We start from the raw sequence: 26,686 nt of genomic DNA on the forward strand, positions 1-26,686 counted from the left end.
GCGCTCCAGGATCTCGTGCGCGACCTCGACCGGCTCGTCCTTGTCGAGTGTCATCATGACGACATTCACGCCGTCGGTCGCGTAGAGCGCCGTCGAGTACGTGGCCGACAACTGCAGCGCTTCGGAGGCACCCGCGATCGTCGCGGGCTCCATCCCCTCGACGGCAGCCAGTGCGTCCCACTGCCAGGCAGCGCCGGGGGCGACAACGGGCGTGAGGATGTAGTGCCCACCGTCGGGTGCAGCACCATCGCTCGTGTTCGCCGGACAGATCGCCTGCACGGAGGCGGAACGCAACAGCGTCTCTTCGGGCTGCACGTTGCCCTCCCAGTAGCCGTTCCGGTACGCGCCGATGAGCTCCTGGAGCGCGATCTCGTCGTTGAGCGCTTCGCAGTCCGGCACGGGCCACCATTCCTCGGTCCTGTCCGCAGCAACACCGTCGAACGAGCCGCTCGTCGTTGTCGCGACGGCGTCGATCGTCGCTTCGAGCACCTGTACGGGAGGCTCGTCGAAGTCGCGGGCAGCGGTGGCCATGATCCACACGTCGTCCACGGCCGCAGCGAGGCGGCACAGCGTCACGTCGTAGGAGGGATCGCATCGCGCTTCGGAGAAGTCTGCGGCGAAGTCGTCCGGCACCGACGCTGCGGGCAGCACCATCACGTCGAGCTTCTCGAGTTCGTCCTCGCCCTCCGACCACCATGCGCATTCGAGTCCGCCGAGCGTACCCACCGTGTCGACCTCCGCGACGAGCACCTGCTGGGGGTCCCACGCCTGGAGCTGCTCCTCGAACGGCACCCACCCCGCGCCGAGCAGCTCGTCGAGCTGGGCGTCCGTGAGCACCTGCGTGCAGTCCCCACCGAACGGGACGGTCGGTTCCCGCACCACCTCGGCCGTCGGCGTGGGCGTCGACGTCGCGCTCGGCGCGGTGTCGGTACCGGTCTGCGCGGGCGCGGGCGCCGAGGCGCACCCCGCGAACAGGCCCGCAGCAGCGATGGCGACAAGGGCGGCGGCAAGGTGTCGGCATCTCATGCCCCCATGCTGACACGGCCGCGCCCGGAATCACCGCGCGCGGAAGCAACGATCCGATCACGCCCATGCCGTCAGCGGAATATCAAGGCGCGCCGATCACCCTCGGAAGCGGCCCGACCCCCTCACGTCGCTCGAACACGAGATGCGTCTCCGTCGTGAGGACGACCTCGTGGACGGTGATGTGCTCGAGGACGACGTCACGGAGGGCGACGGCATCCTCGACCGCGACATGGACGAGGAAGTCATCGGCACCCGCCACGTGGAAGACCTCGATCACGCCCGGCGTTCGCACCAGCGCGTCGAAGAGCGCATCCACTCCTGCTTCGGTGTGACGGCCCAGTCGCACGCGGATCACCGCCTGCAGCGGCAACCCGAGGGCCGCCGGGTCGATGCCCATGCGAACGCCGGTGAGCACGCCGCGGGTACGCAGCGAGCGCAGCCGATACGCACACGTCGATTCGGGGATGCCGAGGTCTGCGGCGAGCGCAGCATTCGACCGCCGGGGCCCTCGCACGAGCGCCGAGAGCAGCCGCAAGTCGAGATCGTCGAGTCCCGCAGGTGATTGAGGATCCGGCAAGATGGGGCCCTTCGTCGGGTGTGATTCTGATGAATCCGCAGATCCATAAGATCTCCTGGCACAAAGTCGACATGAGCCCTGGTGAGTTTCTGCGTTCTCGCTCATTCTGGTCCGCATGAACGCGCACCACCACCCCGACACCGTAGCCGTCCACGCCGGCAGGGCCGACCTCACCGAACTCGGCGTGCACGCACCGCCGATCGACCTGTCGTCGACGGCTCCGTTGCCCGGGCTGCTGTCGGGAGGTGACTCTTACGAGACGCTCGCGACAGGAGGTGTGCCGTTCGCCGGCGGCAGCACGGTGTACCAGCGGCTGTGGAACCCGACGGTCGCCCGTTTCGAGGACGCCCTTGCCGAACTCGAGGGTGCGGACGCGGCGGTGGCCTTCGCGTCGGGCATGGCCGCGTTCACGGCGGCGATCCTCGCCCACACCACGTCGGTCGGCCGTCCGCACGTGGTCGCCGTCCGCCCGCTGTACGGCGGCAGCGACCATCTGCTCGCCTCGGGGCTGCTCGGCACCCAGACGACCTTCTGCACCGCTGACGAGGTGGCGGCCGTTCTTCGACCCGAGACCGGGCTGGTCGTCGTCGAGACCCCCGCCAACCCCACTCTCGACCTCGTCGATATCTCGCTCGTCGTGGCTGCGGCCGGCGCGGTCCCGGTGCTGGTCGACAACACCTTCGCGACCCCCGTGCTGCAGAACCCCCTCGACCACGGCGCGGCCATGTCGCTGCACAGCGCGACCAAATACCTCGGTGGGCACGGCGATGTCGTCGGCGGCGTCATCGCGTGCGAAGACGAGACGGCAGCTGCGCTGCGGCGCGTGCGAGCCATCACCGGCGCGTTGCTGCATCCCCTCTCGGCGTACCTGTTGCACCGCGGCCTGCCGACCCTGCCCGTCCGGGTTCGGGCGCAGCAAGCCTCTGCGGCGCGCATCGCCGCGTGGCTCAGCACGCACCCCGGCGTCGCGGAGGTCTTCTATCCCGGGACGACCGGGTCACCGCTCATCGGCACGCAGATGCGCGGCGGCGGCGCGATGATCGCGGCACGCCTGCACGGCGGCTTCGCGGCAGCCGCCCAGGTGACGGAGGCGACGCGCCTGTTCACCCACGCCGTCTCGCTCGGCGGCGTCGACTCGCTCATCCAGCATCCCGCGGCGCTCACGCACCGCCCCGTTGCCACCGACGCGAAGCCCGGCGACGACATCGTGCGCCTGTCGATCGGGCTGGAGCACGTCGACGACCTCATCGCCGACCTGGCCACGGCACTCGACGCGGCGCACACGACCGCGACGACGGCTGCCGCAACAGCGCTCGCGTGACGCCGACGCAGGAAAACTCACGAGAACAGGACGATCGGGGCCGGATCCTCCTGTTCTCGTGAGATCTCCTGTCTTCGCGCGGAGCCTGTCAGCTGGTGACGACCTGCGCCGTTCCGACCGGGGCGTCGGGTCCCATTTCGTCGGCGATGCGGTTGGCCTCTTCGATGAGCGTCTTGACGATCTCAGCTTCAGGCACGGTCTTGATGACCTCTCCCTTGACGAAGATCTGACCCTTGCCGTTGCCGGAGGCGACGCCGAGATCCGCTTCACGCGCTTCGCCGGGCCCGTTGACGACGCAGCCCATGACCGCCACCCGCAGCGGAACGGTCATGTCCTTGAGGCCTTCGGTGACGTCGTCGGCGAGCGTGTACACGTCGACCTGCGCACGGCCGCAGGACGGACACGAGACGATCTCGAGCTTGCGCTCACGCAGGTTCAGCGACTGCAGAATCTGGTGGCCGACCTTCACCTCTTCGGCGGGCGGCGCCGACAAGGAGACACGGATCGTGTCACCGATGCCTTCAGACAGCAGGATGCCGAAGGCGGTCGCGCTCTTGATCGTGCCCTGGAAGGCGGGCCCGGCCTCGGTGACGCCGAGGTGCAACGGCCAGTCGCCCCGCTCGGCGAGCATCCGGTACGCCTTCACCATGACGATCGGATCGTTGTGCTTGACCGAGATCTTGAAGTCGTGGAAGTCGTGCTCTTCGAACAGCGACGCCTCCCAGACGGCGCTCTCCACGAGTGCTTCGGGGGTCGCCTTGCCGTACTTCTCGAGCAGACGCCTGTCGAGCGAGCCGGCGTTGACGCCGATGCGCAACGAGACTCCGGCATCCTTGGCAGCCTTCGCGATCGCGCCGACGTTGCCGTCGAATTCGCGGATGTTGCCGGGATTCACCCGCACCGCGCCGCACCCGGCGTCGATGGCCTGATAGATGTACCGCGACTGGAAGTGGATGTCGGCGATGACCGGAATCTGGCTCTTCTTCGCGATGATGTGCAGCACGTCGGCGTCTTCGGGACGCGGCACGGCCACACGCACGATCTCGCAGCCGGATGCCGTCAACTCGGCGATCTGCTGCAACGTCGCGTTGATGTTGTGGGTCGGCGTCGTGGTCATCGACTGCACGCTGACGGGCGAGTCGCTGCCGACCCCGACACTGCCGACCTTGATCTGACGCGTCTTGCGACGGGGAGCGAGGGTTTCAGGGACCTTCGGCATCCCGATGTTGACTGCTGGCACGCTCCTAGCCTACGACCGCACGGCTGGAGGCGGGCTGTCATCAGCCTTGGCCCGCGCGCCGCTGTGATAGTTTCGGCGGCATGTCCGCGAACCTCACCTGGTGGCTCACCGCATAGGCGGTGTGTTCGCGACGACTCGACACTGACCGCCCCGGCGGCCTGTGGATCGAGGCCGCCTTGACGAAAGACCGACGATGACCGGTTCCCCGCTGCTGGCCTCTCTCGCAGCCGCTGACGCCCCGTTCGCCCTGCTCGCCCGTGACGGCAGCACCGTCGAGGTGCTCACCGGCGATGTGGTCGACGTCGACCTGCTCGCCGACATCCCGCTCACTGCACCGGATGGCACCGCGCGCGAAGTGCTCGCGCTCGTCCCGTTCCGCCAGGTCGTCGAGCGCGGCTTCGAGTGCCACGACGACCACGCGCCGCTGCGCTGCCTCGTGGTCAGCGAGCACACCTCGGTCCCGCTCGACGATGCCCTCGTGTCGCTGCCGAGCGCACCGGTTGCGCTGCAGGATGCCGGCTTCGACATCGCCGACGACGACTACGCGCAGATCGTGCGCCGCGTCATCGCCGACGAGATCGGTCGTGGCGAAGGCGCGAACTTCGTCATCCGCCGTGACTTCACCGCCGACGTCGCGACCGACCCCGTCACAGCCGGGCTCACGTGGTTCCGCGCGCTGCTGGAGCACGAGCGCGGCGCGTACTGGACATTCCTCGTGGTCACACCCGGGCACGTCGCGGTCGGCGCGAGCCCCGAAGCACACGTGAGCGCGCAAGATGGCGTCGTCACGATGAACCCCATCTCGGGCACCTTCCGCCACCCCGCCGGAGGTGCGACGGCAGAGACGCTCACCGAATTCCTCTCTTCAACGAAGGAGACCGAGGAACTGTTCATGGTGGTCGACGAAGAGCTCAAGATGATGTCGGCGGTCTGCTCAGACGGCGGCAGGATCACCGGGCCGCATCTGAAAGAGATGTCGCGGCTCACACACACCGAGTACATGCTGCGCGGACACAGCACGATGGACCCGCGTGACATCCTGCGCGAGACGATGTTCGCGCCGACCGTCACCGGCTCCCCCATGCAGAACGCGTGCACCGTCATCACCCGCCATGAGGGCTCCCCGCGCGGCTACTACTCGGGCGTCGCTGCCCTGTTCACGCCGCGCCCCGACGGCACGCACGACCTCGACGCACCCATCCTCATCCGCACCGCCTACCTGCAGGACGGCACGCTCCGGGTGCCGGTCGGCGCCACGCTCGTGCGGCACTCCGACCCGTACGGCGAGGTCAGCGAGACCCACGGCAAGGCGGCCGGCGTGCTGGGTGCGATCGGCGCCGTCGAGCGCGATGTGATCCCGACCACCGCGGACGACGAGGACGCTCCGGCGGCCGAGCCGCGACGCCTCGCCGACGACCCGCAGGTCGCCGAGCTGCTCGCCTCGCGCAACGCCCGCCTCGCACCGTTCTGGCTCGAAGAGCAGGGTGGCTCGGCCGGCCGGTTCGCGGGCAGGTCTGCGCTCGTCGTCGACGCCGAGGACCGGTTCACGACGATGCTCGCCCACCAGTTGCGCCACCTGGGCTTCGACGTCACGATCGCCCATTGGAGCGAAGCCGCTGACGTCACGGGGCCCGACCTCGTCGTCGCCGGCCCCGGCCCCGGCGACCCGCGCGATGGCTCGAACCCGCGCATCGCGCGCATGCGCGAGGTCGTCGGCACGCGACTGGATGCCGGCACACCCCTGCTCGCGGTGTGCCTGAGCCATCAGATGCTCGCCGACCGCCTCGGCATCGCGCTCGAACCGCTCGCCGCGCCGCACCAGGGGCTGCAGAAGCAGGTCGACGTGTTCGGGGAGCCGGCATCCATCGGCTTCTACAACACGTTCACGGCGCGCGTCGCCCCGGGCACGACGACGGTCGACGGCACCGAGGTCGCAGCCGACGCCGCCTCAGGCGACGTCTACGCCCTGCGTGGTGACGGGTACGCGTCGATCCAGGGCCACCTGGAGTCGATCCTTTCGCGCGACGGACTCACGACACTCGAGCGGCTCATCGCGCACGCGCTGGCCTGAGCGCGTTTCGTCTCGATCGCTGCGCTCGCTCGCTCAACGGCCGTGAGCGTCAACCGAACAGTGCGACGGGGTTGAAGACGTCGGCGAGGATCAGGATGCCGCCCATCACGACGAGGGCGATGACGACGACGAAGGTACCCGGCACGAGCTTCGTGGCATCCACCGGCTTCGGCGGCGGGCGACGGAACAGCTTCGCCCAGGCACGCTTGATGCCGTCCCACAGCGCGACGACGACATGGCCGCCGTCCAACGGCAGCAGCGGGATGAGGTTGAAGACGAACAGCGCGATGTTGAGCGACCCGAGCAAACCCAGGATCGCCGAGACCCGGTTGAGGATGGGCGCGTCGATCGCGGCGACCTCACCCGCGATGCGTCCGGCACCAACGACCGACAGCGGTCCGTTGGGGTCGCGGTCCTGACCGGTGAAGAGGTCGACGGCGGTCTCGTAGACGCGAACCGGCAGCTGCACCATGATGCCTGCCACCCGCTCGGTCTGCTCCCACGCGGCGACCGGCCCTTCCCAGATCGGCTGCGGCTCATACGCGCTCACGGCCGTCATCCCGACGAAGCCGACCTCGGCGGTCGTGACGGTGCCGTCCTCCGCAGCGACCTCGCGTTCGGCAAGGGTCGGCGTCACCTGCAGCGGCACCGACTCGCCGTCGCGTTCGACGACGATCTCGAGACTGCGGCCCGGCGCGTCCTGGATGATCGCCGACGCCTCGGCGAACGTGGAGACCTCGATGCCGTCGACCGACACGAGCACGTCGCCGGGCAGGATGCCGCCGGCCTTGGCCGGCGATGCCGGGTCGTCGGCCGTGCACTCGGTGCGATCGGCGCCGGCGGACAGCACGCACTCGCTGACCGATGCGATCGTCGTGGTGGCCGTCTGCACGCCGATCCCGCTCAGCATGATCGTGAACAGCACGATCGCCAGCACCAGGTTCATGAGCGGGCCGCCGAGCATGACGATCACCCGCTGCCAGACCGGCAACTCGTAGAAGGCACGCTTGGTGTCGCTGGCGACGAGGGTCTCGTCGTTCGCGTCACGCGCGTCCTGCACCATCGTGGCGAAGAAGCCGCCGCCGGCGCGGCCCTCTCCGTCGGCGCGCTTCGGCGACGGCGGGTACATGCCCGACATCGAGATGTAGCCGCCGAGCGGCAGCGCTTTGAACCCGTATTCGGTCTCGCCGAACTTCCTCGACCACAGCGTCGGGCCGAACCCGATCATGTACTGGCCGACCCGCACGCCGAACGCCTTGGCCGGGGCGAGGTGGCCGATCTCGTGCAACGCGATCGAGACGGCGAGTCCCACGACGAGGACGACGACGCCGATGATGAAAGCGAGCACGGTCACAAGGGGCCACGCTAGCGGCTGCGCCTTTGAGTTCGCTCAGCTTCGGCGGCGATTAGGCTCGTGGGCGTGGATCGGATGACGCAGCGTCAGACGCGCGCACTGCGCGGCGTCGCGGCGACCGTCGTGGCCACTCTGCTCGCGGCCACCGCCCACACCCTCTCCGGCGGCCACGTGCCGCCGCCGTGGCTCGTCGTGACCGTCATCGCCCTCGCGAGCCCTGTCGCCGTTTGGCTCGTCGGCCGCCGACCCTCCACGCTCGGAACCGGTGCCGCAGTCGCCCTCGCCCAGGCCGTGCTGCACACGGCGTTCGCCGTCGTGGGCGACGCATCACCGGTGCTCGCCACCACGGCTCTGCACGCGCACGGCTCGACGACGATTCCGGCCGCTGCAGCCCATGCCGCAGTCGTTCCGGACGGAGGCATGGTCTTCGGACACGTCGTCGCCGCGCTCATCACCGCCGCCACCGTCGTGTACGGCGAGCGCATCGCGGCGGCGATCGCCCGGGGACTGCGACGCCTCGTCACAGCACCCGTCATCCCGGCGCCGCACATCACGCCTCGTCCTGGTTCCGCGCCCGAGCCGCTTCTGCGCACGGCCGCACGGGTCCACCTGTCCGCACTCTCTCGTCGGGGCCCGCCCGCTCACGCCTGCTGAGCGATACCCACCCCTTTCGGGCGCGTTCACCGCGCCCACCCCGACAGAGAGCACACGCATGACCACCACCACCCGCACACGCTCGCGCGCCCGCCTCATCGCCGGCTCCGTCGCCGGACTCGCCCTCGCCGCCGCCGCTCCACTGGCAGCGTCCGCCCACGTGCACGTCGCCCCGGGCGACGCCCCGGCCGGCGCCACGACCCGGCTCGACTTCTCGTTCAGTCACGGCTGTGACGGCGCCGCGACCACCGCGATCATCGTCGACGTCCCCGAAATCGTCGACGGCCTGACCCCCGTCCTCGACGGCGCGTGGACGATCTCGCGTGAGCTGGGTGACGACGGCATCCCGACCCGCGTCGTCTACACCGCCGCGACGCCCGTCGAGGACGGTGTGGCCGCTTCGGTCGCAATGGATGTCATCTTCCCGCAGTCAGCAGCCGACACCGGCGTGCCGTTCCCCGTTACGCAGCAGTGCGGCGATGCCCAGACGGCTTGGGTCGAGGTCGCCGAAGACGGGCAGGATGCCGACGACCTCGAGGCGCCGGCACCCGTGGTCGCCGTCGGCGCGGTCGCCGAAGACACCGAAGGACACGGCCACGACTCCGGCGATGCGGAAGCGACGCCGGAGACGCACCAAGCAGACACAGTGACGACGACGGACGACCCCGTCGCCCGCTGGCTCGCCGGTGGAGCGCTCGTCGCTGCACTTGCGGCGCTCGTCGTCGCATTGCTGCGCCGACGCGCCTGATCGATCGCGGCCGGGAGGCGGCGGCGTCCTCCCGGCCGCGACGGCAGGAGGTGAGAGGATGGATGGGCCATGCCCACTGATTCCCCGCACCTGCCGCCCGTGCTCCGTCCCGAGCACCCGCCGCAGCGATCGCTCGCCGAACTCGTCGACCGTTTCGCCCTGCACGTCGACGGCGACGTGACCGATGTGACCCTCACCGGCATCACGCTGGCGACCGCCGATCTGCGTCCGGGCGAGGCGTTCGTCGCGATCCGCGGCGTCAACCGTCACGGCGCCGAACTGGCTGCGACCGCCGCCGAGAAGGGCGCTGTCGCGATCATCACCGACGCAGCCGGCGCCACCCTCGCCGCCGGCTGCGGTGTGCCCGTGGTCGTCGTCGACGACCCGCGGGCACGACTCGGCGCGCTGTCGGCGTGGGTGTACCGCACCGATGTCGATCTGCCGCTGCTGCTGGGCACGACGGGCACCAACGGCAAGACGAGTGTGTCGCACCTGCTCTCCGGCATCCTCGACCAATTGGGCGTGGTCTCGGGACTGTCATCCACCGCCGAGCGCCACATCGCCGGCGAGGTCATCGTCTCCCGGCTCACGACGCCCGAGGCGTCCGAGTTCCACGCGCTCCTCGCGCTCATGCGCGAGCGCGGTGTCGAGGCCGTCGCCGTCGAGGTGAGTGCGCAGGCGCTCTCGCGTCACCGGGTCGACGGCATCGTGTTCGACGTCGCCGGTTTCACGAACCTCAGCCACGACCACCTGGACGACTACGCCGACATGGCGGAGTACTTCGAGGCGAAGATGCCGCTGTTCCGGCCCGACCGGTCGCGTCGCGCTGTGATCTGCCTCGACTCCGCCGCGGGTGTCGACGTGGCGGCGCGGTCCGAAGTGCCGGCGATCACGATCATCACGCCGGCGATCGCCGACCACCCCGAGACTCCCGCAGACTGGACCGTCGACATCGTCGACGAACGGCAGGACGGCACCGAGTTCACCCTGCGTCACACTGACGGGCGCTCGCTCACCACGACCGTCCCCGTCATCGGCCGGCACATGGCGGCGAACTCGGGCCTCGCGATCCTCATGCTGCTCGAGGGCGGCTACAGCTGGGAGCGCCTCGTCGAAGCCCTCGACGGTGGACGCATCGACGCGCACCTGCCGGGACGCACGCAACGCGTCTCGGGCGACGACGGCCCCGCCGTGTACGTCGACTTCGGGCACTCCCCCGACGCGTTCGAGAAGACCCTCGCTGCCGTGCGTCGCGTGACGCCGGGCCGCGTGCTGATGCTGTTCGGTGCCGACGGCGACCGCGATGCCACGAAGCGGCACGACATGGGGCGCACGGCTGTGGAGGGCAGCGACATCCTCATCGTCACCGATCACCACCCGCGCCACGAGAACCCCGACACGATCCGCGCGACCCTGCTCGAAGGTGCACGGCGCGCCCGACCGGATGCCGAGATCCACGAGTATTCGCCCCCGGAGCGCGCGATCATCGAGGCCGTCAAGCTCGTCGGTGAGGGAGACGCGATCCTGTGGGCCGGTCCCGGCCACCAGGACTACCGCGACATCCGCGGCGTCCGCACGCCGTACTCGGCCCGCGAACTCTCCCGTCGCGCTCTTCGCGACGCAGGTTGGTCAGTGCCGGAGCCGTCGTGGCCGGTGCCGTACCCCGACGACATCACGCCGTCGTCGGACCCCGAACGCCCCGCCTGACGACGCGTTTCGTCTCGCTGCGCTCGCTCAACGACCGGGCTGCGCTCGTCAACGCCGGGCGATCCGCTGGTCGGCGGTGCGCCGCGCCCACGCTTCGGCGTCGGACAGCGCCGCGCGGGTGAGTGACGCCGGCGCGTCGTGCGCGTCGACGACGGCGGCGACCGTGTCGAGGATGCCGAGGAAGCCGAGCCGTCCCTCGTGGAACGCGTCGACGGCCTGTTCGTTGGCCGCGTTGAAGACGGCGGGGTAGGTGCGCCCGGCCGAACCCACCTGCTTGGCCAGCGCGACCGCGGGGAACGCCTCGTCATCGAGTGGCTCGAACGTCCACGACGTCGCCGCCGTCCAGTCCAGCGGCACCCCGACGCCGGGGACGCGGTGCGGCCAGTCCAGGCCGAGCGAGATGGGCAGTCGCATGTCGGGCGGTGAGGCCTGCGCGAGCGTCGACCCGTCGGAGAATTCGACCATCGAGTGCACGATCGACTGCGGGTGGACGACGACGTCGATCTCGCTGTACGGCACGTCGAACAGCAGGTGCGCCTCGATGACCTCGAGTCCCTTGTTGACGAGGGTCGCCGAGTTGGTGGTGACGACGCGGCCCATGTCCCACGTGGGGTGGGCGAGCGCCTCGGCCGGGGTGACCGCGGCGAGTTCGTCTCGTCGGCGACCGCGGAACGGCCCGCCCGAGGCCGTCAGCACGAGGCGTCGCACCTCGTCACGGGTTCCCGAGCGCAACGCCTGCGCAAGTGCGGAATGCTCGGAGTCGACGGGCACGATCTGCCCGGGCGCGGCGAGCGCCGTCACGAGGTCACCGCCGACGATCAGCGACTCCTTGTTGGCGAGCGCGAGTGTGCGCCCGGACTCGAGTGCCGCGAGGGTGGGGCCGAGTCCGACTGAACCGGTGATGCCGTTGAGCACCACGTCGGCGTCGACGTCGCGCACCAGCTGCTCGGCCTCGTCGGCGCCGAGCGCGGTGTGCTCGACGCCGAACTCGGCTGCCTGCGCGGCCATGGCGTCGGCGTTGCTGCCGGCCGAGAGTCCCACGACCTCGAAGCGGTCGCGTCGGTCACGAATGACATCCAGCGCCTGCGTCCCGATCGAACCGGTGGAGCCGAGGATCAGGACGCGACGCATGAGGCCAGCCTAGCGACGCGAAGCCACAGGCCGGTCCGCGACGGCTGTCACTGGGCCTGTGCCGTCACTGGGTCTGTGTCGCCGTCTGCGCGCCGAGGATGTCGATCACGAAGACGAGCGTCTCGCCCACGAGGTCGTCGGCGTTGATCTCACCCTCGCCGTAGCCCGCAGCCGGTGGGATGACGACGATCACCTGCGAGCCGACGGGCTGCCCGACGATCGCCTGCTGGAAGCCTTCGATGAACTGCATCGGGCCGATGTATGGGCTGCCGCTCTCCCACGTGTCGCCGCCTTCGAAGACCTCGCCGGTCGACCAGCGAGCACCACGGAACTGGATGAGGAGGTTGTCGCCCTCCTGCACCTCGTAGCCGTCGCCCTTCGTCAACACCGCGATCTCGGTCTCGGTCGGCGCGTCGGTCTCGGGCACCGTGATCGTCGGCGTGCCGTCTTCGGCCAGCTCGACCGTCGGCATGCCCTCGACGGGCTCCTGCTCCTCACCCCAGGCAGCAGTCGGCACGACCGACAGCAGGTCGAGGACGTAGACCTCGGATGCGACGGTCTCGTCGGCCGGGAATGCGGCGACCACGCGGCTGCCGACCGTGCTGCACCCGAAGACCTGGCTGAACACGGTTCCCTCGGTGATCTGCGTCGGCAGGATCTGGCCGGGCTCGTAGCCCATCGACGTGAGCTCCTCGCCTGACTCGGCGTCGTACGCCGTCAGGGTGTACGCGATGAAGTCGCCGACCGCGATCTGGTCGCCGTCGCCCGCTTCGAGCGTCGTGACCTGCAGTTCGGACACCTCCAACGGCGCCTCGAACGTCGCCGTCGCCGCCTCGCCGACGGCACCTTCGACGGTGACCGACTCGGACGCCTCGCCCGATGCGGCCTGACCCGCGCACAGCGCACTGGAGGTCTCCTCGGCCGGGGCTTCGGTCGTTCCCGAGCAGCCCGCCAGGAGCAGGGCCGACACGGCGGCGACGGACAGGACGGTCAGGCGACGAAGACGCACAGAGATACCTCGCAAAGATGGGGGTGGTGTCGTCCCATCCTGCCGTAGGTTCCTTCAGATTGCGCTGTGAAGGGCCCATGCGCGGCGACGCATGGGTTCGGGGGTACCCTCGTCAGAGTGACCGAGCAGCCGACGCCCGCCCCCGAGGAGCAGTCGACACCCGAGGCAGACATCTCCGGCGTCGGTGCCACGTACTTCATCAGCCGCGGCGTGCTCGTCCCCCTCGCCCGCCTGTTCTACCGCCCGCGCATCGAAGGTCGCCGGAACATCCCCCGCAAGGGACCGGTGATCCTCGCCAGCAACCACCTGTCGTTCATCGACTCGTTCGCGATCCCGATGTTCGCCCCACGCCCGGTCTACTTCCTCGCGAAGTCGTCGTACTTCGACGGCAAGGGGATGCGCGGCTGGATCAGCAGGCAGTTCTTCACGGCGATCGGCGCGACGCCGGTGGAGCGAGGAGCCGGACAGGCGGCGCTGGACGCGCTGGATCAGCAGCGGCGGATCCTGGCATCCGGGCGTGCGATCGCGCTCTACCCTGAGGGCACCCGCTCGCTCGACGGTCGCCTCTACAAGGGCCGCACGGGGGTCGCGTTCCTCGCGCTCGAGACCGGTGCCAAGGTGGTGCCGGTCGGCCTCAGCGGCACGAACGAGATCATGCCGGTGGGTGCGAAATGGCCGCGCATGTCGCCCCGCGTGACGATCCGCTACGGCGAGCCGCTCGACCTGTCCCACCACGGTCCCGCCTCGTCAGGACGCGCACGGCGCGGCGCGACCGACGAGATCATGGCGGCGATCCACGCCCTGTCGGGCCAGGAGCTCGCGAACACGTACAACGAGGTTCCCGCGCAGAATCCGGTGGACCGGCTCCGGCAGGTCCTCCCCCACGAGCGACGCTGAACGCGCCCCTCAGCCGACGAGGACTTCGGCTTCGTGGCGCACCGGGAAGTTCACCGAGTTCGCGATGAAGCACCACGCGTTCGCCTGCGCGTGTGCGGCGACGGCGGCGTCGATCATCGACGGGTCGGCGACGGTGACACGCGGACGCAGGACCACTTCACGGAAGGCGCCACCACCCCGACCGTCGAGGATCATCGTGCCGGTCGCCTCGTCGCGGTACGAGGTGACGACGACGCCCGCCTCGACGCACGCGTGCAGATACGACAGCAGGTGGCACTCCGACAGGGCCGCCATGAGCAGGTCCTCGGGATTCCACTTCTCGCGGTCGCCCCGGAATGGTCGATCGGCCGATGCCTCGAGCTGCGGTTTGCCGTCTACCGCGATCGTGACCGACCGATCGTAGTCGCGATAGCCGCTCGTACCGGTGCCCCGGTTGCCGGTCCACACACTCTGTACGGCGTAGCGGTGTTCCCCGATCATGCGCACAGTCTCGCACGGGTTCACGACACCGGCCTCCCCGGTAGGCTGGCCGGGTGGCGCAGACCTTCTCCGTACCCGACGCAGTCGAACTCGCCGTCGTCGAACGCAGCGGCTTCGTCGAGTCCCGTCACAGCGGCAGCGCGATCGTGCTGGATGCCGACGGCGTCGTACAGCGCACCCTCGGCGACGTCGAGGCCCCGATCCTGCCTCGCTCCAGCCTGAAGCCCCTGCAGGCCTTGGGCTGTCTGACGGCCGGCGCCGAGCTGGACGGCGAGCGCCTCGGGCTCGCGACGGCGAGCCACTCCGGCACCGATCGCCATGTCTCGGTGGTCCGCAGCATCCTCGACCTCGCCGATCTCGACGAGTCCGCGCTGGGCTGCCCCGCAGCGTGGCCCGGCGACACGGCGACGCGCGACGAGATGGTACGCGAGCTCGGTCAGCCACAGGCAATCCGCATGAATTGCTCCGGCAAGCATGCGGCGATGCTGCTGGCATGCCGCGCGAACGGCTGGGACACCGCGACCTACCTCGACGTGACCCACCCGCTGCAGGCGCACATCCGTGAGGTGATCGAGCGGCTCACCGGCACCAAGACGACCACCGTCGCGATCGACGGCTGCGGCGCGCCCGTGTACACGATGAGCCTGTCCTCCCTCGCCCGAGCCGTGCACCGCATCGGCACGTCGTCGGAGCGCTCCCCGTTCGCGCTCCACCGCGCCGCGGGGACCCTCGTGCGCACGGTGCGGGAGCACCCGTGGACGATCGACGGCCCCGATCGCCCCGACACCGTCGCGATCGAGTCGCTCGGCGTGTTCGCGAAGGGCGGCGCCGAGGGCGTCATGGTGATGGTCGCACCCGACGGCACGACGGTCGCTTTGAAGACCCTCGACGGCAGTGGCCGCGTTGCCACGGCGGTCGCACTCACCCTGCTCGTGCGAGCCGGCGCCCTCCGGGCGGCCGACGTCGCACAGATGCTTCCCCGACTTCCGCTGTCGATCTCCGGCGGCGGGCAGGATGTCGGCGCGATCCGGCCGACGGTGTAGCCGCCCCACAAGGGCCAGAAAGGACCATCAATGAAGATCGGCGTTCCTACAGAGGTCAAGAACAACGAGTACCGGGTCGCCCTGACACCGGCCGGTGTGCACGACCTCGTCGTTGCCGGGCATGAGGTGCTCGTGCAGTCCGGGGCGGGCACAGGCTCGTCGATGACGGATGCCGAGTACTCGGCGGCCGGTGCCGAACTCATCGACGGCGCGGACGACGTGTGGGCCCGGGCGGAACTGCTCCTCAAGGTCAAAGAGCCCATCGAGAGCGAGTACCGACACTTCCGCGACGACCTGGTGCTGTTCACCTACCTGCACTTGGCCGCCGATCGACCCCTGACGGAGCGCCTGGTCGCCGATGGCGTGACGGCGATCGCCTACGAGACCGTGCAGGGCGTGGGCGGCGGGCTGCCGCTGCTGGCGCCCATGAGCGAGGTCGCCGGGCGCCTGGCGCCGATGGTCGGCGCGAGCACCCTGATGCGCTCTGCCGGTGGACTCGGACTGTTGATGTCGGGCGTTCCGGGGACGCGACCGGCGACGGTGACTGTCATCGGCGGCGGTGTCGCCGGGTCGAACGCGGCCGTCATCGCGGTCGGCATGGGTGCCGATGTGACCGTCTTCGACACGAACGTCGCCCGGTTGCGGTACCTCGACGACCACTTCCAGGGGCGCGTGAAGACGGCGGCATCCAACCCGCTCGATCTCGATCGCGCCGTGATCGCCAGCGACCTCGTCATCGGTTCGGTGCTCATCCCCGGAGCGAAGGCGCCGAAGCTCGTGACGAACGAGACGGTCAGCCGCATGCGTCCGGGGTCGGTGCTCGTCGACATCGCCGTCGATCAGGGCGGCTGCTTCGAGGACACCCGCCCCACGACCCACGCCGACCCGACGTTCACAGTGCACGAGAGCGTCTTCTACTGCGTCGCGAACATGCCGGGCGCCGTCCCGAACACCTCGACGTCGGCGCTCACGAACGCAACGCTGCCATACGTGCGTGCGATCGCCGGGCGCGGGTGGCGTGAGGCGCTGCGGGCGGATGCCGGACTCGCGGGCGGTCTGAACACGACAGCAGGCGTCGTCGCCAACGCGGGCGTCGCGTCGGCACACGGGCTCGCGGCCGTCTCGACGGCCGACGCGCTCGCCTGACAGGCCGCGGTGCCGGTGCATCACCCGTCGATCCGGATGCGACGCGCCGGCTCATCGGGTTCGGCCAGCCATGCCCGTCCCGCACCGGGCATGGCATAGGGAGGCAGCTCGCGCCGTCCGGTGACGGTGCGGTATTCGCCGGCGCATGCGGTGTCGATGATGAGCGACGCCTCAGCCCGCGCTCGGGTCAGCAGCGGCCATTGCGCGAGCCACATCTCCGGCGTGCCCCACACCGCAGGGGCCTCCGCCGCCGCGGGGTCGTCGACAGCCACACACCCGTGCTGCGCAGCCAGTGCGCGCCCACGCGGCCCCGGCGGCAGGACGAATGCACGCGGGCCGTCCGGGCGTGCTGACGCCGTCGGGGCGTCAGCGGACCGATGCGGCGTCGGCGTGCCCTCGTCCGTCCATGCGAACTGCACGAGTCGGCGTCCGAGGCGGACGCGACCCGGCGTCACGCCGTCGAGGTGGTCAGCGCCCTCGCCACCGGCGGCGACATGGTCGGCGCGGCTCGCGAGTGCCAAGAGCGCGCGGTGCGGCAGCAGGTCTGCGATACGCCCGACACCGCCCGTCACGCGCTGCACGGCGATCACCATACGGATCCCCCGTCCGTGGGCTTCGCGAACACGGGCTTCGAGTTCGCTCAGTGCGGCGGCTCGGTGCTCCTCCGGCCACCGCGACAGGAGGACGTCGAGATCGTCGATGAGCACCACTGTGCCGCGCGCGAGCACGGCGATACCTTCCAGGGCGTCCCAGCCGGCCTCACCGTCGGTGGGGACGACGTGGGCGCGCGTCGCCTGCGCGGCGATCGTGCGAAGCGCTGCGGAGCGCCCTGTGCCCGCCGCTCCGACGATCAGGAGCCCGGTGGCAGGGAGTGTCACCAGCGGCTGCGCCTGGCGATCCGGTTCGTCGGCGACACCGAGCACGATCTCCTCGGCGTCTCCGGGCGCCACCCGTGCCCGCAGATCGGCGAGCGGGATCATCGCCGGCAGCGCGGGCAGCCACGGCGCCCGCGCGCGCGGTGCGGTGCAGCCGGCAGCGACACCGGCGACCGTGGCCGTGGCAGTGGTCGCGATGCGCACCCGCACGGGTGCGTCGTCGGCCGGTCGTCGCACCAGCGCAACGCCGCGCGCCTCACGAGTGCCGGGCAGTTCGGCAGCGGCCGCCGTGCCGAGCACGGCACGGGAGTCCCCCGCGTCGGCGACCCGCAACGCGATCCGGAGCGGCGCATTGGCCAGCAGTGCATCCCGGAACACGCCTGCGGCGCGTTGCGAGGCCAGCACGAGATGCATACCGAGCGCCCGCCCACGCGCCGCGACGTCGGCGAAGATCTCGTGCAACGAGGGGTGCGCGGCGACGAGCGCAGCGTATTCGTCGACGACGATCACGAGCCGACCGAGCGCTCCCTCGGCCTCTGCGACATCGCGGGCCCCTGCATCCCCGAGCACACGCTCGCGGAGCCTGATCTCAGCGCGCAGACTCTCGACGGCCCTGAGCGCGGCCGCTTCGTCCAGGTCGGTCAACACTCCGGTGACGTGCGGCAGTGCCGTCAGGTGGTCGAACGTGCGACCGCCCTTGAAGTCGACGAGCAGAAAGGACACCTCATCGGGCGAGCGCCTCCGCGCAAGGGAGACGACCCAAGTGGTGAGCAATTCGCTCTTGCCCGACCCGGTCGTGCCGATGACGATCGCGTGCGGTCCGTCTTCGACGAGGTCGACGGCAACCGGCGACCCGTCAGTCGCGCCGATCACGGCCCCGAGCGCGCCCGGTGCCGGCGCCGCCTGCAGTTCGTCGATCGTGACCGAGCGATCCTCACCCTGGCGCAACGACGCCTTCGCGCGGACGGCGAGGACCTGCGAGATGCGGTGCGCCTGCGCGACGGAGAGCGCCTCGACATCGACTTCGAGCGTGCTTCCCGCGTGATCCAGCCGTGCGCGTCCGGCATCGCCGAGGGTCAGTACGGCGCCGCAGCGGGGCGGCGGCGGTTCGCCCGCCTCGACCTGCACGACGACGATGTCGGCGTGTTCGGCGGGGGCTGAGCCTGCGCCGACGACCTGCACGAGCGCACCGTCGGCGCGAGCCGCATGCGGCGCCGCGACGAGCCATTCGGGCACGGCGGCGAGTCGGACGGCGCCGGGCGGGTGCGAGAGGCACAACTGCAGCACGAGGGCCCGGACGACCGCCGCCGTCGCGACCGCGGGGCCGACGACTGCGACCCCGACCGTGGGGTCGATCGTCACAGGAGCGGCCTCGAGCACACGGGCGCGCCGGCGGAGCCCACCGGCGGCATCCGCGTCGTCACCGCCGGTCACGCGGACCGCGCTCGGACCGGCGCCGGCGCCCACGACGAGCGTGCCTGAGCGGCCTGGCACGCTTCGCCAGATCTCGCTCGGATCGTGCAGGTACCCGGCGACGCCCGGCGTCCTCCCCCACGCACGAGTCCGCTCGACGTCGTGCCTGCGATCGAGTTCGGCACAGGCCTCCTCGAGTGCCTGACGCTGCTCGACCGCGGCGCGACGACGTTGTCGTCGAACACCGCGTTTGCCGTCGAGCATCGATGCGATGGCGAGCAGCGGGCCGAGCAGCGCGAACCAGAGCGCGAACGGTGACCCGGTGATCAGCCACAGAACGACGGCGCCGATCACCGGCGCGATCGCGGCGAGCACGGGCAGCGGGGGCCGCTGCGGCTCGGGCGGCGGGTCCGGAAGACGGATCGGTTCGTCGGCGTCGAGAGCGTACATCCACCCAGCAAACCGGCCCGCGGGCGGTGTGACGCGCCGCGCGGCATGTTCTGCGGAGAACCGTGCTCAGTCGGCGGCTGTGGAGGAGGCGGTGAGGTGCGCGTTGATGACGATGATCGTCACGTTGTCGCGCCCACCGTTCTCGAGCGCGGCCTCGAGCATGGCATCGACCGCCTCGGCGGGGTCTTCATGCTGCAGCAGGAAGTGCAGGATGCCGTAGTCGGTGAGCTCCTTCGTCAGCCCGTCGCTGCAGACCACGAATCGGTCGCCATCGACGATCTCGAGCCGGACGTAGTCGGGCACGACCCCGTCACTCGGCCCCACGGCGCGGGTGATGACATTGCCGTACGGGTGGTTCTCTGCCTCTTCGGGGCTGAGCCGTCCCGCAGCGATGAGCTCTTGCACGACCGAGTGATCGGTCGTCACCTGGGCGAGCGCCTCGTCGCGGAACAGGTAGACCCGCGAGTCGCCGATGTTGAGGGTGACCCACGTCGGCTCGTCACCGTTGTCGTCCAGGTAGACGCCCGTCACCGTCGTGCCGGTGCCGTCGTCGGTGGACTCGGGGTGGCTCGCGATGTCGTCGACGGCGCGCGCGAGCGCCTTCTCGATGGTCTTGGGCGTGATCGTGCCCTCGTCGACGACTGCGCGCAGGCGGGTGACCGCGCTGGTGCTCGCGATCTCGCCGCCGACGTGTCCGCCCATCCCGTCCGCGACGACGAACAGGGGAAACTCTGCCAGCACGGCGTCTTGATTGATGTCACGACGACGACCCCGGTGGGTCACCTCGGACCACTGCAGCTCGAGCGTTCCGTCCCCCAGAGGGACGGTCCGCGAGCGGGTGGCCGATTCGGGCACGCGATCACCCTCCTCGTTGTCGTCGGCGCGGCGCTCCCCCACTCTACCGTCGCAAGCGAGCGGGGACGGGAAGCACGAACCCCCGTCGGCGCAGAGCGGGGACGGGGGTTCGACGCGGGGACTCAGGCCTTGGGGGCCTCGGGGTCGGCCGGCGGCTCAGCGGCCGGCGGAGTGGATGCCGGCGGTGCGGGCGGTGCCGGGTTTGCAGGCGGCGCCGGCGGCGTCGTGCTCGCGGGCTCGGCCGGGGCAGCGGGCGCTGCCGGGGGCTGGTAGGCGGCGGGCGGCTGGTAGCCGGCCGGCGGAGCGGCACCCGTCGAGCCCTGCGAGGGAACGCCGTCCCAGACGGTGCTGTCGGCGAGGAAGCCGTTGCCCGCCCACGGAGCGGCCGGGACGGCGGTGTTCCAGGTCGACTTGTCGAAGGCGTTGATGCCGAGCCAGACGGGCGACAGGAAGATCCAGAGGATGACCCACGGGGTCTCCTTCTGCAGCTTGAGACCCACGCGCCACGCGGCCATGGCCATCACGACGGCCGGCAGCAGGACGATGATCTGGCCGAGCACCGGCACGGCGCCGAGCACGACTGCCGCGCCCCACGCGATGAGAGCGACCCACGGGCTCAGGTCACCGAGCTTGGTGAAGATCATGAAGTTGTAGATCGGCACCCACGCGCGCCACTTGCCCTGGACGCCCGCCTTTTCGAACACCTTCATGAGGAAGAAGGCGACGACGACGTAGACGAGGATGCCGACGAAGAAGAAGAAGAAAGCCAAGCCTGCGAGCATCGCGACTGCGGCGCTGTCATCTGTATAGCCCACGAGGACCTCCAGGATCGATCGATTGCGGGTCCCCCCCGCACAGGGCTCTGGCGGCCCCGCGACCCTCAGCCTAGCGAGAACGGCCCGCTGCGCGAGGAAATCCTGCGACTCGGGCGCGCCGCGCACTGCGGCCGGTACGGGCGGGGCGCTAGCCTGACGGTACGCGCCGCCCCCTCAGCACCGACGCGTCACGAAGGGATCGACATGAGCACCGACGACGGCCGCACCCCACCCCCGCCGCCCTCACAGCCCGCAGCGGAAGCTGCCGCGGCCGCCCCGATGACGGATCCCGACAACACCGGTGTGCCGACGTCGACCGGCGGCGACCTGGGTGATGCGAGCGTCGGATTCATCCGAGCGCTGTTCGACATCTCGTTCCGCACGTTCATCACCCGCCGACTCGCGTCGGCGTTCTACGTCGTCGGATTGATCGCAATCGGCATCGCCTTCATCGTCTACTTCGTCGGAGGCCTCATCTCGGGCATCTCGGGTCTGTGGTGGAACGTCGGCGCCGGCCTGTCGCTCATCGTCACGACGCTCATCGTCGTGCCGATCGCAGCGTTCCTCGCGGTCGTCGTGCTGCGGTTCGCGATCGAGGGCGTGGTCGCCTTGATCGCGATCGCCGAGAACACCGAACGAACCGCCGAGAACACCCGTCGGGACTGATCGGTTCAGACGACCAGATCGAGTTCGCCCGGCGCCCCCGGGCGGACCGTCAGACCGGCATCCGTCGCCCACTTCACGAAGCCGGCGGCCGATGCGATCCGTGGCCTCGCGTGGGCGAGCGTTCGGACCAGATCTCCCTTCGCGTGCTTGTTGAAGTGGTTGAGGGCTCGTGCCGTCCCGTCGGCACCCTCCGTGACCACACGGAGGTAGGCCGTCGGCACCCCGGCGGGGACAGGACCGAGGGCGGCGTACGCCTCGGAGCGCAGGTCGAGCACGAACCGCGGTGCCGCCGCCGCGAGCGCCTCGGTCACCGCGCCCGCCCAATGACGACGCAGTGGCGCGAGCCCCGGCAGTGAGACTCCTGCCGCGAGGCGATACGGCGGGATCCGGTCGAGGGCCGCGACCGGCCCGAACGGCGCGGAGTGGATCAGCACGTGCGCGCCGAGCCAACGCCGGGCGGTGCCGTCGAGCGTTGCCGCGTCGAGCGCGTCGAACAGGACGCCGGTGTACCGGTCGACGGCCGGCATGCCCGGCGCGGTACGCAGCGCCGCATTGTCGGCGATCTCGCCGCGCTGGCGCTCGGAGAGCTTGAGCACCCGGGCGGCTGCGTCTTCGTCGGCTGCCAGCGCGACAAGCGCATCGATGACGGCGGTCCGTGGCGCAGCCAACGTCGGAAGAGCGAGTGCGTCCAGGCGCAGGGGCGCGCCGGTGCCGCCGGGACGCTTCGTCTCGGACGGGGGCAGCAGAATCAGCATCCGGGTGTCATCTCTCCCAAACGCAACCTCCCGCCCGAGACACCGTGGCGTCTGGGGCGGGAGGTTGCGTGACGATGGATCGTCGGGTCGTTCAGGACTGCAGCGCGGCGTGGCCGGCGACGATGGTGAGCTCGTCGCCCTCCATCGAGAGGAAGCCGTCGTTCGCCGTCGCGATCACCTTGGAGCCGTCGGTCTGCGTGATGCGGACCTGACCCTCGGCGAGAATCGCGAGAACGGGCTCGTGACCGGTCATGAAACCGATCTCGCCCTCGACGGTCTTGGCGACGACGAGGCTCGCCTCACCGCTCCAGACCTCCTCCTCGGCGGAGACGAGGGTGACCGTCAGAGCCATCTCAGCTGTTCTCCTTCTGGATCTGCGCCCACTTCTCTTCGACGTCGGAGATGCCACCGACGTTGAAGAACGCCTGCTCGGCGACGTGGTCGAAGTCACCCTTGACGATGGCGTCGAACGACTCGATGGTCTCCTTGATCGGAACCGTGGAGCCCTCGACACCGGTGAACTTCTTCGCCATGTAGGTGTTCTGCGAGAGGAACTGCTGGATGCGGCGCGCGCGCGAGACGACGATCTTGTCCTCTTCGGAGAGCTCGTCGACACCGAGGATCGCGATGATCTCCTGCAGTTCCTTGTTCTTCTGCAGGATCTGCTTCACGGCCGTGGCCACGCGGTAGTGGTCCTCACCGATGTAGCGCGGGTCGAGGATGCGGCTCGTCGAGGTGAGCGGGTCGATCGCGGGGTACAGACCCTTCGACGCGATCTCACGCGAGAGCTCGGTGGTCGCGTCGAGGTGCGCGAACGTGGTCGCGGGAGCCGGGTCGGTGTAGTCGTCGGCGGGGACGTAGATCGCCTGCAGCGACGTGATCGAGTGACCGCGGGTCGAGGTGATGCGCTCCTGCAGGATGCCCATCTCATCGGCCAGGTTCGGCTGGTAGCCCACGGCGGAGGGCATGCGGCCCAGCAGCGTGGAGACCTCGGAACCGGCCTGCGTGAAGCGGAAGATGTTGTCGATGAACAGCAGCACGTCCTGCTTCTGCACGTCGCGGAAGTACTCCGCCATCGTCAGCGCCGACAGGGCCACGCGAAGACGCGTCCCCGGCGGCTCGTCCATCTGGCCGAACACGAGGGCGGTCTTGTCGAAGACACCGGCCTCTTCCATCTCACCGATGAGGTCGTTGCCCTCACGGGTGCGCTCACCGACACCGGCGAACACCGACACACCACCGTGGTCCTGCGCGACGCGCTGGATCATCTCCTGGATGAGGACGGTCTTGCCGACGCCGGCACCACCGAACAGGCCGATCTTTCCACCCTGCACGTAGGGGGTCAGGAGGTCGATCGACTTGATGCCGGTCTCGAACATCTCGGTCTTCGACTCGAGCTGGTCGAAGCTCGGAGCCGAGCGGTGGATGCCCCAGCGCTCGGTGACCTCGATGGTCTCGCCCTCGGCCGCGTTGAGCACGTCACCGGTGACGTTGAAGACCTTGCCCTTGGTGACGTCGCCGACGGGGACCGTGATGGGGCCGCCGGTGTCGCGCACCTCCTGGCCGCGGACCATGCCGTCGGTCGGCTTGAGCGAGATGGCACGAACGAGGTCGTCACCCAGGTGCTGGGCGACCTCGAGGGTGATCTCGGTCGACTCGCCCGCGATCGTGATCGTGGTCTTCAGTGCGTTGTAGATGTCGGGAATCGAGTCGTGCGGGAACTCGATGTCGACGACGGGGCCGGTGACGCGCGCAACGCGACCGACGACCGTGGCCGTGGTGGCTTCGGCAGTGACGGTGGTCATTGTCTTCTCTTTCGTGTGGTCTTACTTGCCCGATGCCAGGGCGTCGGCGCCGCCGACGATCTCGGCGATCTGCTGCGTGATCTCGGCCTGACGCGCGTTGTTGCGCAGGCGGGTGTAGTCGGTGATGAGCTTGTCGGCATTGTCGCTGGCCGACTTCATCGCCTTCTGGGTCGCGGCGTGCTTCGCGGCCGACGACTGCAGCAGCGCGTTGAACACGCGGCTCTGCACGTACACCGGCAGCAGTGCGTCGAGCACGACCTCGGGGCTCGGTTCGAACTCGTACAGCGGGTACACCTGGTTCGAGGCGGGCTCGTCATCGGATGCCTCGACGACCTCGAGCGGCAGCAGGCGCACCGTCTCGGGGGTCTGGGTCATCATGCTGACGAAGCGGTTGTACACGAGGTGGATCTCGTCGACGCCGCCGTCTTCGCCGCCACGGTCGTAGGCGTCCAGCAGCGCGCTGGCGACCTGCTCGGCCGTGTTGAAGTGCGGCGTGTCGGTGTCACCCGTCCACTCCCCTGCGGACGACATGCGGCGGAACTGGAAGTAGCCCACCGCCTTTCGTCCGACCAGGAAGTACACCGGCTCGCGACCCTCGGAGCGCAGCAGCTCGCCGAGCTGCAGGCCCTCGCGGAGGATCTGCGAGTTGAAAGCGCCCGCGAGTCCTCGGTCGGAGGCGAAGATCACGACGGCGGAGCGGCGGATGACCTCACGCTCGGTGGTGAGCGGGTGCTGGACGTTCGAGTGCGTCGCCACGGCGGAGACGGCACGCGTCACGGCCCGCGCGAAGGGCGAGGACGCGCGCACGCGCGCCATCGCCTTCTGGATGCGCGAAGCCGCGATGAGTTCCATCGCCTTCGTGATCTTCTTGGTCGTCTGAGCAGAAGAGATCTTCTGCTTGTAGACCCGGAGTTGTGCGCCCATAAGTTCTTCGTCTCAGTTGCGGAACCGGCGGCCTCAGCCGCGGCGGCCCTTGACGATCTTCTCCTGGTTCACGTCATCGACATCCGCTGCCTGGTGCTCTTCGTGACCCGGCTTGTTGATGGCCTGGCCCTTGCCGCCCTGGAACTCCAGGGTGAAGGCGTCGGTGACCTTCTCGAGCTCGGCGACCGTCTCGTCGGAGAGGACGTTGGTCTCACGCAGCGTGTCGAGGATCGACGTGTTGCGCTTGAGGTAGTCCAGCAGCTCGCGCTCGAAGCGGAGTACGTCCTCGACCTCGATCGTGTCGAGCTTGCCGTTGGTGCCGGCCCAGATCGAGACGACCTGCTCCTCGACGGGGTACGGGTCGTACTGCGGCTGCTTGAGCAGCTCGGTCAGGCGTGCACCGCGGTCGAGCTGACGACGCGAGGCTGCGTCGAGGTCGGAGGCGAACATCGCGAACGCCTCGAGCGAGCGGTACTGGGCGAGCTCGAGCTTGAGCGTTCCCGAGACCTTCTTGATCGACTTGACCTGGGCGTCACCGCCGACTCGCGAGACCGAGATGCCCACGTCGACCGCGGGACGCTGGTTCGCGTTGAACAGGTCGGACTGCAGGAAGATCTGGCCGTCGGTGATCGAGATCACGTTGGTCGGGATGTACGCCGACACGTCGTTGGCCTTGGTCTCGATGATCGGGAGACCGGTCATCGATCCCGCACCGAGCTCGTCGGAGAGCTTCGCGCAACGCTCGAGCAGACGCGAGTGCAGGTAGAAGACGTCACCCGGGTAGGCCTCACGGCCCGGCGGGCGGCGCAGCAGCAGCGACACGGCGCGGTAGGCCTCGGCCTGCTTCGACAGGTCATCGAAGATGACGAGCACGTGCTTGCCGCCGTACATCCAGTGCTGACCGATGGCAGAGCCGGTGTAGGGGGCCAGGTACTTGAAGCCGGCGGGGTCGGATGCGGGAGCCGCGACGATCGTGGTGTACTCGAGGGCGCCTGCCTCTTCGAGCGCGCCCTTCACCGAAGCGATGGTCGAGCCCTTCTGGCCGATGGCGACGTAGATGCAGCGGACCTGCTTGGTGACGTCGCCCGAGTCCCAGTTGGCCTTCTGGTTGATGATCGTGTCGATCGCGATGGCGGTCTTGCCGGTCTGGCGGTCGCCGATGATGAGCTGACGCTGGCCGCGGCCGACGGGGATCATCGCGTCGATGGCCTTGATGCCGGTCTGCATCGGCTCGTGCACGCTCTTGCGCTGCATGACGCCGGGCGCTTGCAGTTCGAGGGCACGACGACCCTCCGACGCGATCTCGCCGAGACCGTCGATCGGGTTGCCGAGCGGGTCGACGACGCGGCCGAGGTAGCCGTCACCGACGGGGACCGAGAGGACCTCGCCGGTGCGCGACACCTTCTGGCCGGCCTCGATGCCGGCGAAGTCGCCGAGGATGACGACACCGATCTCGTGCTCGTCCAGGTTCAGCGCGAGGCCCTCGACGCCGTTCTCGAAGCGCACGAGCTCGTTCGCCATGACGCCGGGCAGACCCTCGACGTGGGCGATACCGTCGGCGGCGTCGATGACGGTGCCGACCTCGGTCGCGGCGGCCCCGGTGGGCTCGTAGGCCGCGACGAAGTCTTTCAGCGCGTCCCGAATGACGTCGGGGCTGATGGAGAGTTCTGCCATGGTCTTCCTTTGTTGTGGAAATCGGGTGCGGGTGTGGCGCCCGCGTATCC

The 26,686-nt window shown here is 69.7% G+C and carries 23 protein-coding genes and 1 pseudogene; 9 read left to right on the forward strand and 15 right to left on the reverse strand.

The features are described 5' to 3' along the window. Positions 1-1,026, reverse strand: a pseudogene (locus ACSF8R_RS14315) (hypothetical protein); the annotation flags it as partial. 82 nt (positions 1,027-1,108) lie between these two features. After that, positions 1,109-1,603 (reverse strand): Lrp/AsnC family transcriptional regulator, encoded by a 495-nt coding sequence (locus ACSF8R_RS14320; protein WP_434812413.1) that lies wholly within the window; start codon positions 1,601-1,603, stop codon positions 1,109-1,111. A gap of 115 nt (positions 1,604-1,718) precedes the next feature. Here ACSF8R_RS14320 and ACSF8R_RS14325 point away from each other — a divergent pair, with 115 nt between their 5' ends. Then, on the forward strand, positions 1,719-2,924 hold the full coding sequence (locus ACSF8R_RS14325; RefSeq protein WP_434812414.1) for a trans-sulfuration enzyme family protein: 1,206 nt from the start codon (positions 1,719-1,721) through the stop codon (positions 2,922-2,924). Between the two features lie 88 nt (positions 2,925-3,012). On the opposite strand, the gene ispG is transcribed toward ACSF8R_RS14325, so the two are convergent. Further along, positions 3,013-4,164, reverse strand: a complete 1,152-nt coding sequence (gene ispG / locus ACSF8R_RS14330; protein WP_434812415.1) for a flavodoxin-dependent (E)-4-hydroxy-3-methylbut-2-enyl-diphosphate synthase — start codon at positions 4,162-4,164, stop codon at positions 3,013-3,015. Positions 4,165-4,357: 193 nt separating this feature from the next. Between ispG and ACSF8R_RS14335 the strand changes: the two genes are divergently transcribed. Next, a complete protein-coding gene (locus ACSF8R_RS14335; RefSeq protein ID WP_434812416.1) occupies positions 4,358-6,235 on the forward strand; it encodes a chorismate-binding protein in 1,878 nt (625 codons plus the stop codon). A 49-nt stretch (positions 6,236-6,284) separates the two neighbouring features. Here ACSF8R_RS14335 and ACSF8R_RS14340 read toward each other — a convergent pair whose 3' ends face one another. Beyond that, positions 6,285-7,589, reverse strand: coding sequence for a M50 family metallopeptidase (locus ACSF8R_RS14340; protein ID WP_434812417.1), 1,305 nt, complete (start codon positions 7,587-7,589; stop codon positions 6,285-6,287). Between the two features lie 75 nt (positions 7,590-7,664). Between ACSF8R_RS14340 and ACSF8R_RS14345 the strand changes: the two genes are divergently transcribed. The 3 genes from ACSF8R_RS14345 to ACSF8R_RS14355 all read left to right on the forward strand — a co-directional run bounded on the left by ACSF8R_RS14345 (position 7,665) and on the right by ACSF8R_RS14355 (position 10,698). Then, positions 7,665-8,243 carry a hypothetical protein gene (locus tag ACSF8R_RS14345; RefSeq protein WP_434812442.1) on the forward strand — a complete coding sequence of 193 codons (579 nt, stop codon included), beginning with the start codon at positions 7,665-7,667 and terminating at the stop codon, positions 8,241-8,243. 58 nt (positions 8,244-8,301) lie between these two features. Next, positions 8,302-8,991: a DUF1775 domain-containing protein gene (locus ACSF8R_RS14350; protein ID WP_434812418.1), complete on the forward strand. Its 690-nt coding sequence runs from the start codon at positions 8,302-8,304 to the stop codon at positions 8,989-8,991. 69 nt (positions 8,992-9,060) lie between these two features. Further along, complete coding sequence (locus tag ACSF8R_RS14355; RefSeq protein WP_434812419.1) at positions 9,061-10,698, forward strand: Mur ligase family protein; 1,638 nt, start codon at positions 9,061-9,063, stop codon at positions 10,696-10,698. Positions 10,699-10,746: 48 nt separating this feature from the next. Here ACSF8R_RS14355 and dxr read toward each other — a convergent pair whose 3' ends face one another. Both dxr and ACSF8R_RS14365 read right to left on the reverse strand, forming a co-directional pair. Continuing rightward, positions 10,747-11,829, reverse strand: a complete 1,083-nt coding sequence (gene dxr, locus ACSF8R_RS14360; RefSeq protein ID WP_434812420.1) for a 1-deoxy-D-xylulose-5-phosphate reductoisomerase — start codon at positions 11,827-11,829, stop codon at positions 10,747-10,749. Between the two features lie 64 nt (positions 11,830-11,893). After that, positions 11,894-12,838, reverse strand: a complete 945-nt coding sequence (locus ACSF8R_RS14365) for an FKBP-type peptidyl-prolyl cis-trans isomerase (protein WP_434812421.1) — start codon at positions 12,836-12,838, stop codon at positions 11,894-11,896. Positions 12,839-13,009: 171 nt separating this feature from the next. Here ACSF8R_RS14365 and ACSF8R_RS14370 point away from each other — a divergent pair, with 171 nt between their 5' ends. Further along, positions 13,010-13,735, forward strand: coding sequence for a lysophospholipid acyltransferase family protein (locus ACSF8R_RS14370; protein ID WP_434812443.1), 726 nt, complete (start codon positions 13,010-13,012; stop codon positions 13,733-13,735). A gap of 9 nt (positions 13,736-13,744) precedes the next feature. On the opposite strand, the gene ACSF8R_RS14375 is transcribed toward ACSF8R_RS14370, so the two are convergent. Further along, positions 13,745-14,215: an OsmC family protein gene (locus ACSF8R_RS14375; RefSeq protein ID WP_434812422.1), complete on the reverse strand. Its 471-nt coding sequence runs from the start codon at positions 14,213-14,215 to the stop codon at positions 13,745-13,747. Between the two features lie 53 nt (positions 14,216-14,268). Between ACSF8R_RS14375 and ACSF8R_RS14380 the strand changes: the two genes are divergently transcribed. Together ACSF8R_RS14380 and ald are read left to right on the forward strand one after the other, a co-directional pair. Next, on the forward strand, positions 14,269-15,258 hold the full coding sequence (locus ACSF8R_RS14380; RefSeq protein ID WP_434812423.1) for an asparaginase: 990 nt from the start codon (positions 14,269-14,271) through the stop codon (positions 15,256-15,258). Positions 15,259-15,288: 30 nt separating this feature from the next. Continuing rightward, on the forward strand, positions 15,289-16,404 hold the full coding sequence (ald, locus tag ACSF8R_RS14385) for an alanine dehydrogenase (protein ID WP_434812424.1): 1,116 nt from the start codon (positions 15,289-15,291) through the stop codon (positions 16,402-16,404). A gap of 20 nt (positions 16,405-16,424) precedes the next feature. Here the strand turns inward: ald and ACSF8R_RS14390 are convergent, their stop codons facing one another. The 3 genes from ACSF8R_RS14390 to ACSF8R_RS14400 all read right to left on the reverse strand — a co-directional run bounded on the left by ACSF8R_RS14390 (position 16,425) and on the right by ACSF8R_RS14400 (position 20,812). Then, on the reverse strand, positions 16,425-19,142 hold the full coding sequence (locus ACSF8R_RS14390) for an FtsK/SpoIIIE domain-containing protein (RefSeq protein ID WP_434812425.1): 2,718 nt from the start codon (positions 19,140-19,142) through the stop codon (positions 16,425-16,427). A 66-nt stretch (positions 19,143-19,208) separates the two neighbouring features. Further along, a complete protein-coding gene (locus ACSF8R_RS14395) occupies positions 19,209-19,997 on the reverse strand; it encodes a PP2C family protein-serine/threonine phosphatase (protein WP_434812426.1) in 789 nt (262 codons plus the stop codon). 122 nt (positions 19,998-20,119) lie between these two features. Next, positions 20,120-20,812 (reverse strand): large exoprotein, encoded by a 693-nt coding sequence (locus ACSF8R_RS14400; RefSeq protein ID WP_434812427.1) that lies wholly within the window; start codon positions 20,810-20,812, stop codon positions 20,120-20,122. A gap of 204 nt (positions 20,813-21,016) precedes the next feature. Between ACSF8R_RS14400 and ACSF8R_RS14405 the strand changes: the two genes are divergently transcribed. Next, on the forward strand, positions 21,017-21,478 hold the full coding sequence (locus ACSF8R_RS14405) for a DUF4282 domain-containing protein (RefSeq protein ID WP_434812428.1): 462 nt from the start codon (positions 21,017-21,019) through the stop codon (positions 21,476-21,478). A 5-nt stretch (positions 21,479-21,483) separates the two neighbouring features. Here the strand turns inward: ACSF8R_RS14405 and ACSF8R_RS14410 are convergent, their stop codons facing one another. The 5 genes from ACSF8R_RS14410 to atpA all read right to left on the reverse strand — a co-directional run bounded on the left by ACSF8R_RS14410 (position 21,484) and on the right by atpA (position 26,636). After that, positions 21,484-22,233 (reverse strand): YaaA family protein, encoded by a 750-nt coding sequence (locus ACSF8R_RS14410; protein ID WP_434812429.1) that lies wholly within the window; start codon positions 22,231-22,233, stop codon positions 21,484-21,486. A 91-nt stretch (positions 22,234-22,324) separates the two neighbouring features. Continuing rightward, the gene (locus tag ACSF8R_RS14415) at positions 22,325-22,585 is read right to left on the reverse strand and encodes a F0F1 ATP synthase subunit epsilon (protein WP_434812430.1); all 261 of its coding nucleotides are present in this window, start codon (positions 22,583-22,585) and stop codon (positions 22,325-22,327) included. A gap of 1 nt (position 22,586) precedes the next feature. Further along, positions 22,587-24,038 carry a F0F1 ATP synthase subunit beta gene (gene atpD, locus ACSF8R_RS14420; RefSeq protein ID WP_434812431.1) on the reverse strand — a complete coding sequence of 484 codons (1,452 nt, stop codon included), beginning with the start codon at positions 24,036-24,038 and terminating at the stop codon, positions 22,587-22,589. A gap of 21 nt (positions 24,039-24,059) precedes the next feature. Continuing rightward, a complete protein-coding gene (locus ACSF8R_RS14425) occupies positions 24,060-24,962 on the reverse strand; it encodes a F0F1 ATP synthase subunit gamma (protein WP_434812432.1) in 903 nt (300 codons plus the stop codon). Between the two features lie 33 nt (positions 24,963-24,995). Next, complete coding sequence (atpA, locus tag ACSF8R_RS14430; protein WP_434812433.1) at positions 24,996-26,636, reverse strand: F0F1 ATP synthase subunit alpha; 1,641 nt, start codon at positions 26,634-26,636, stop codon at positions 24,996-24,998. Positions 26,637-26,686 lie beyond the last annotated feature (50 nt).

Origin of the sequence: Microbacterium sp. bgisy189 (assembly GCF_965345345.1) — a bacterium.
Lineage (GTDB): Bacteria > Actinomycetota > Actinomycetes > Actinomycetales > Microbacteriaceae > Microbacterium.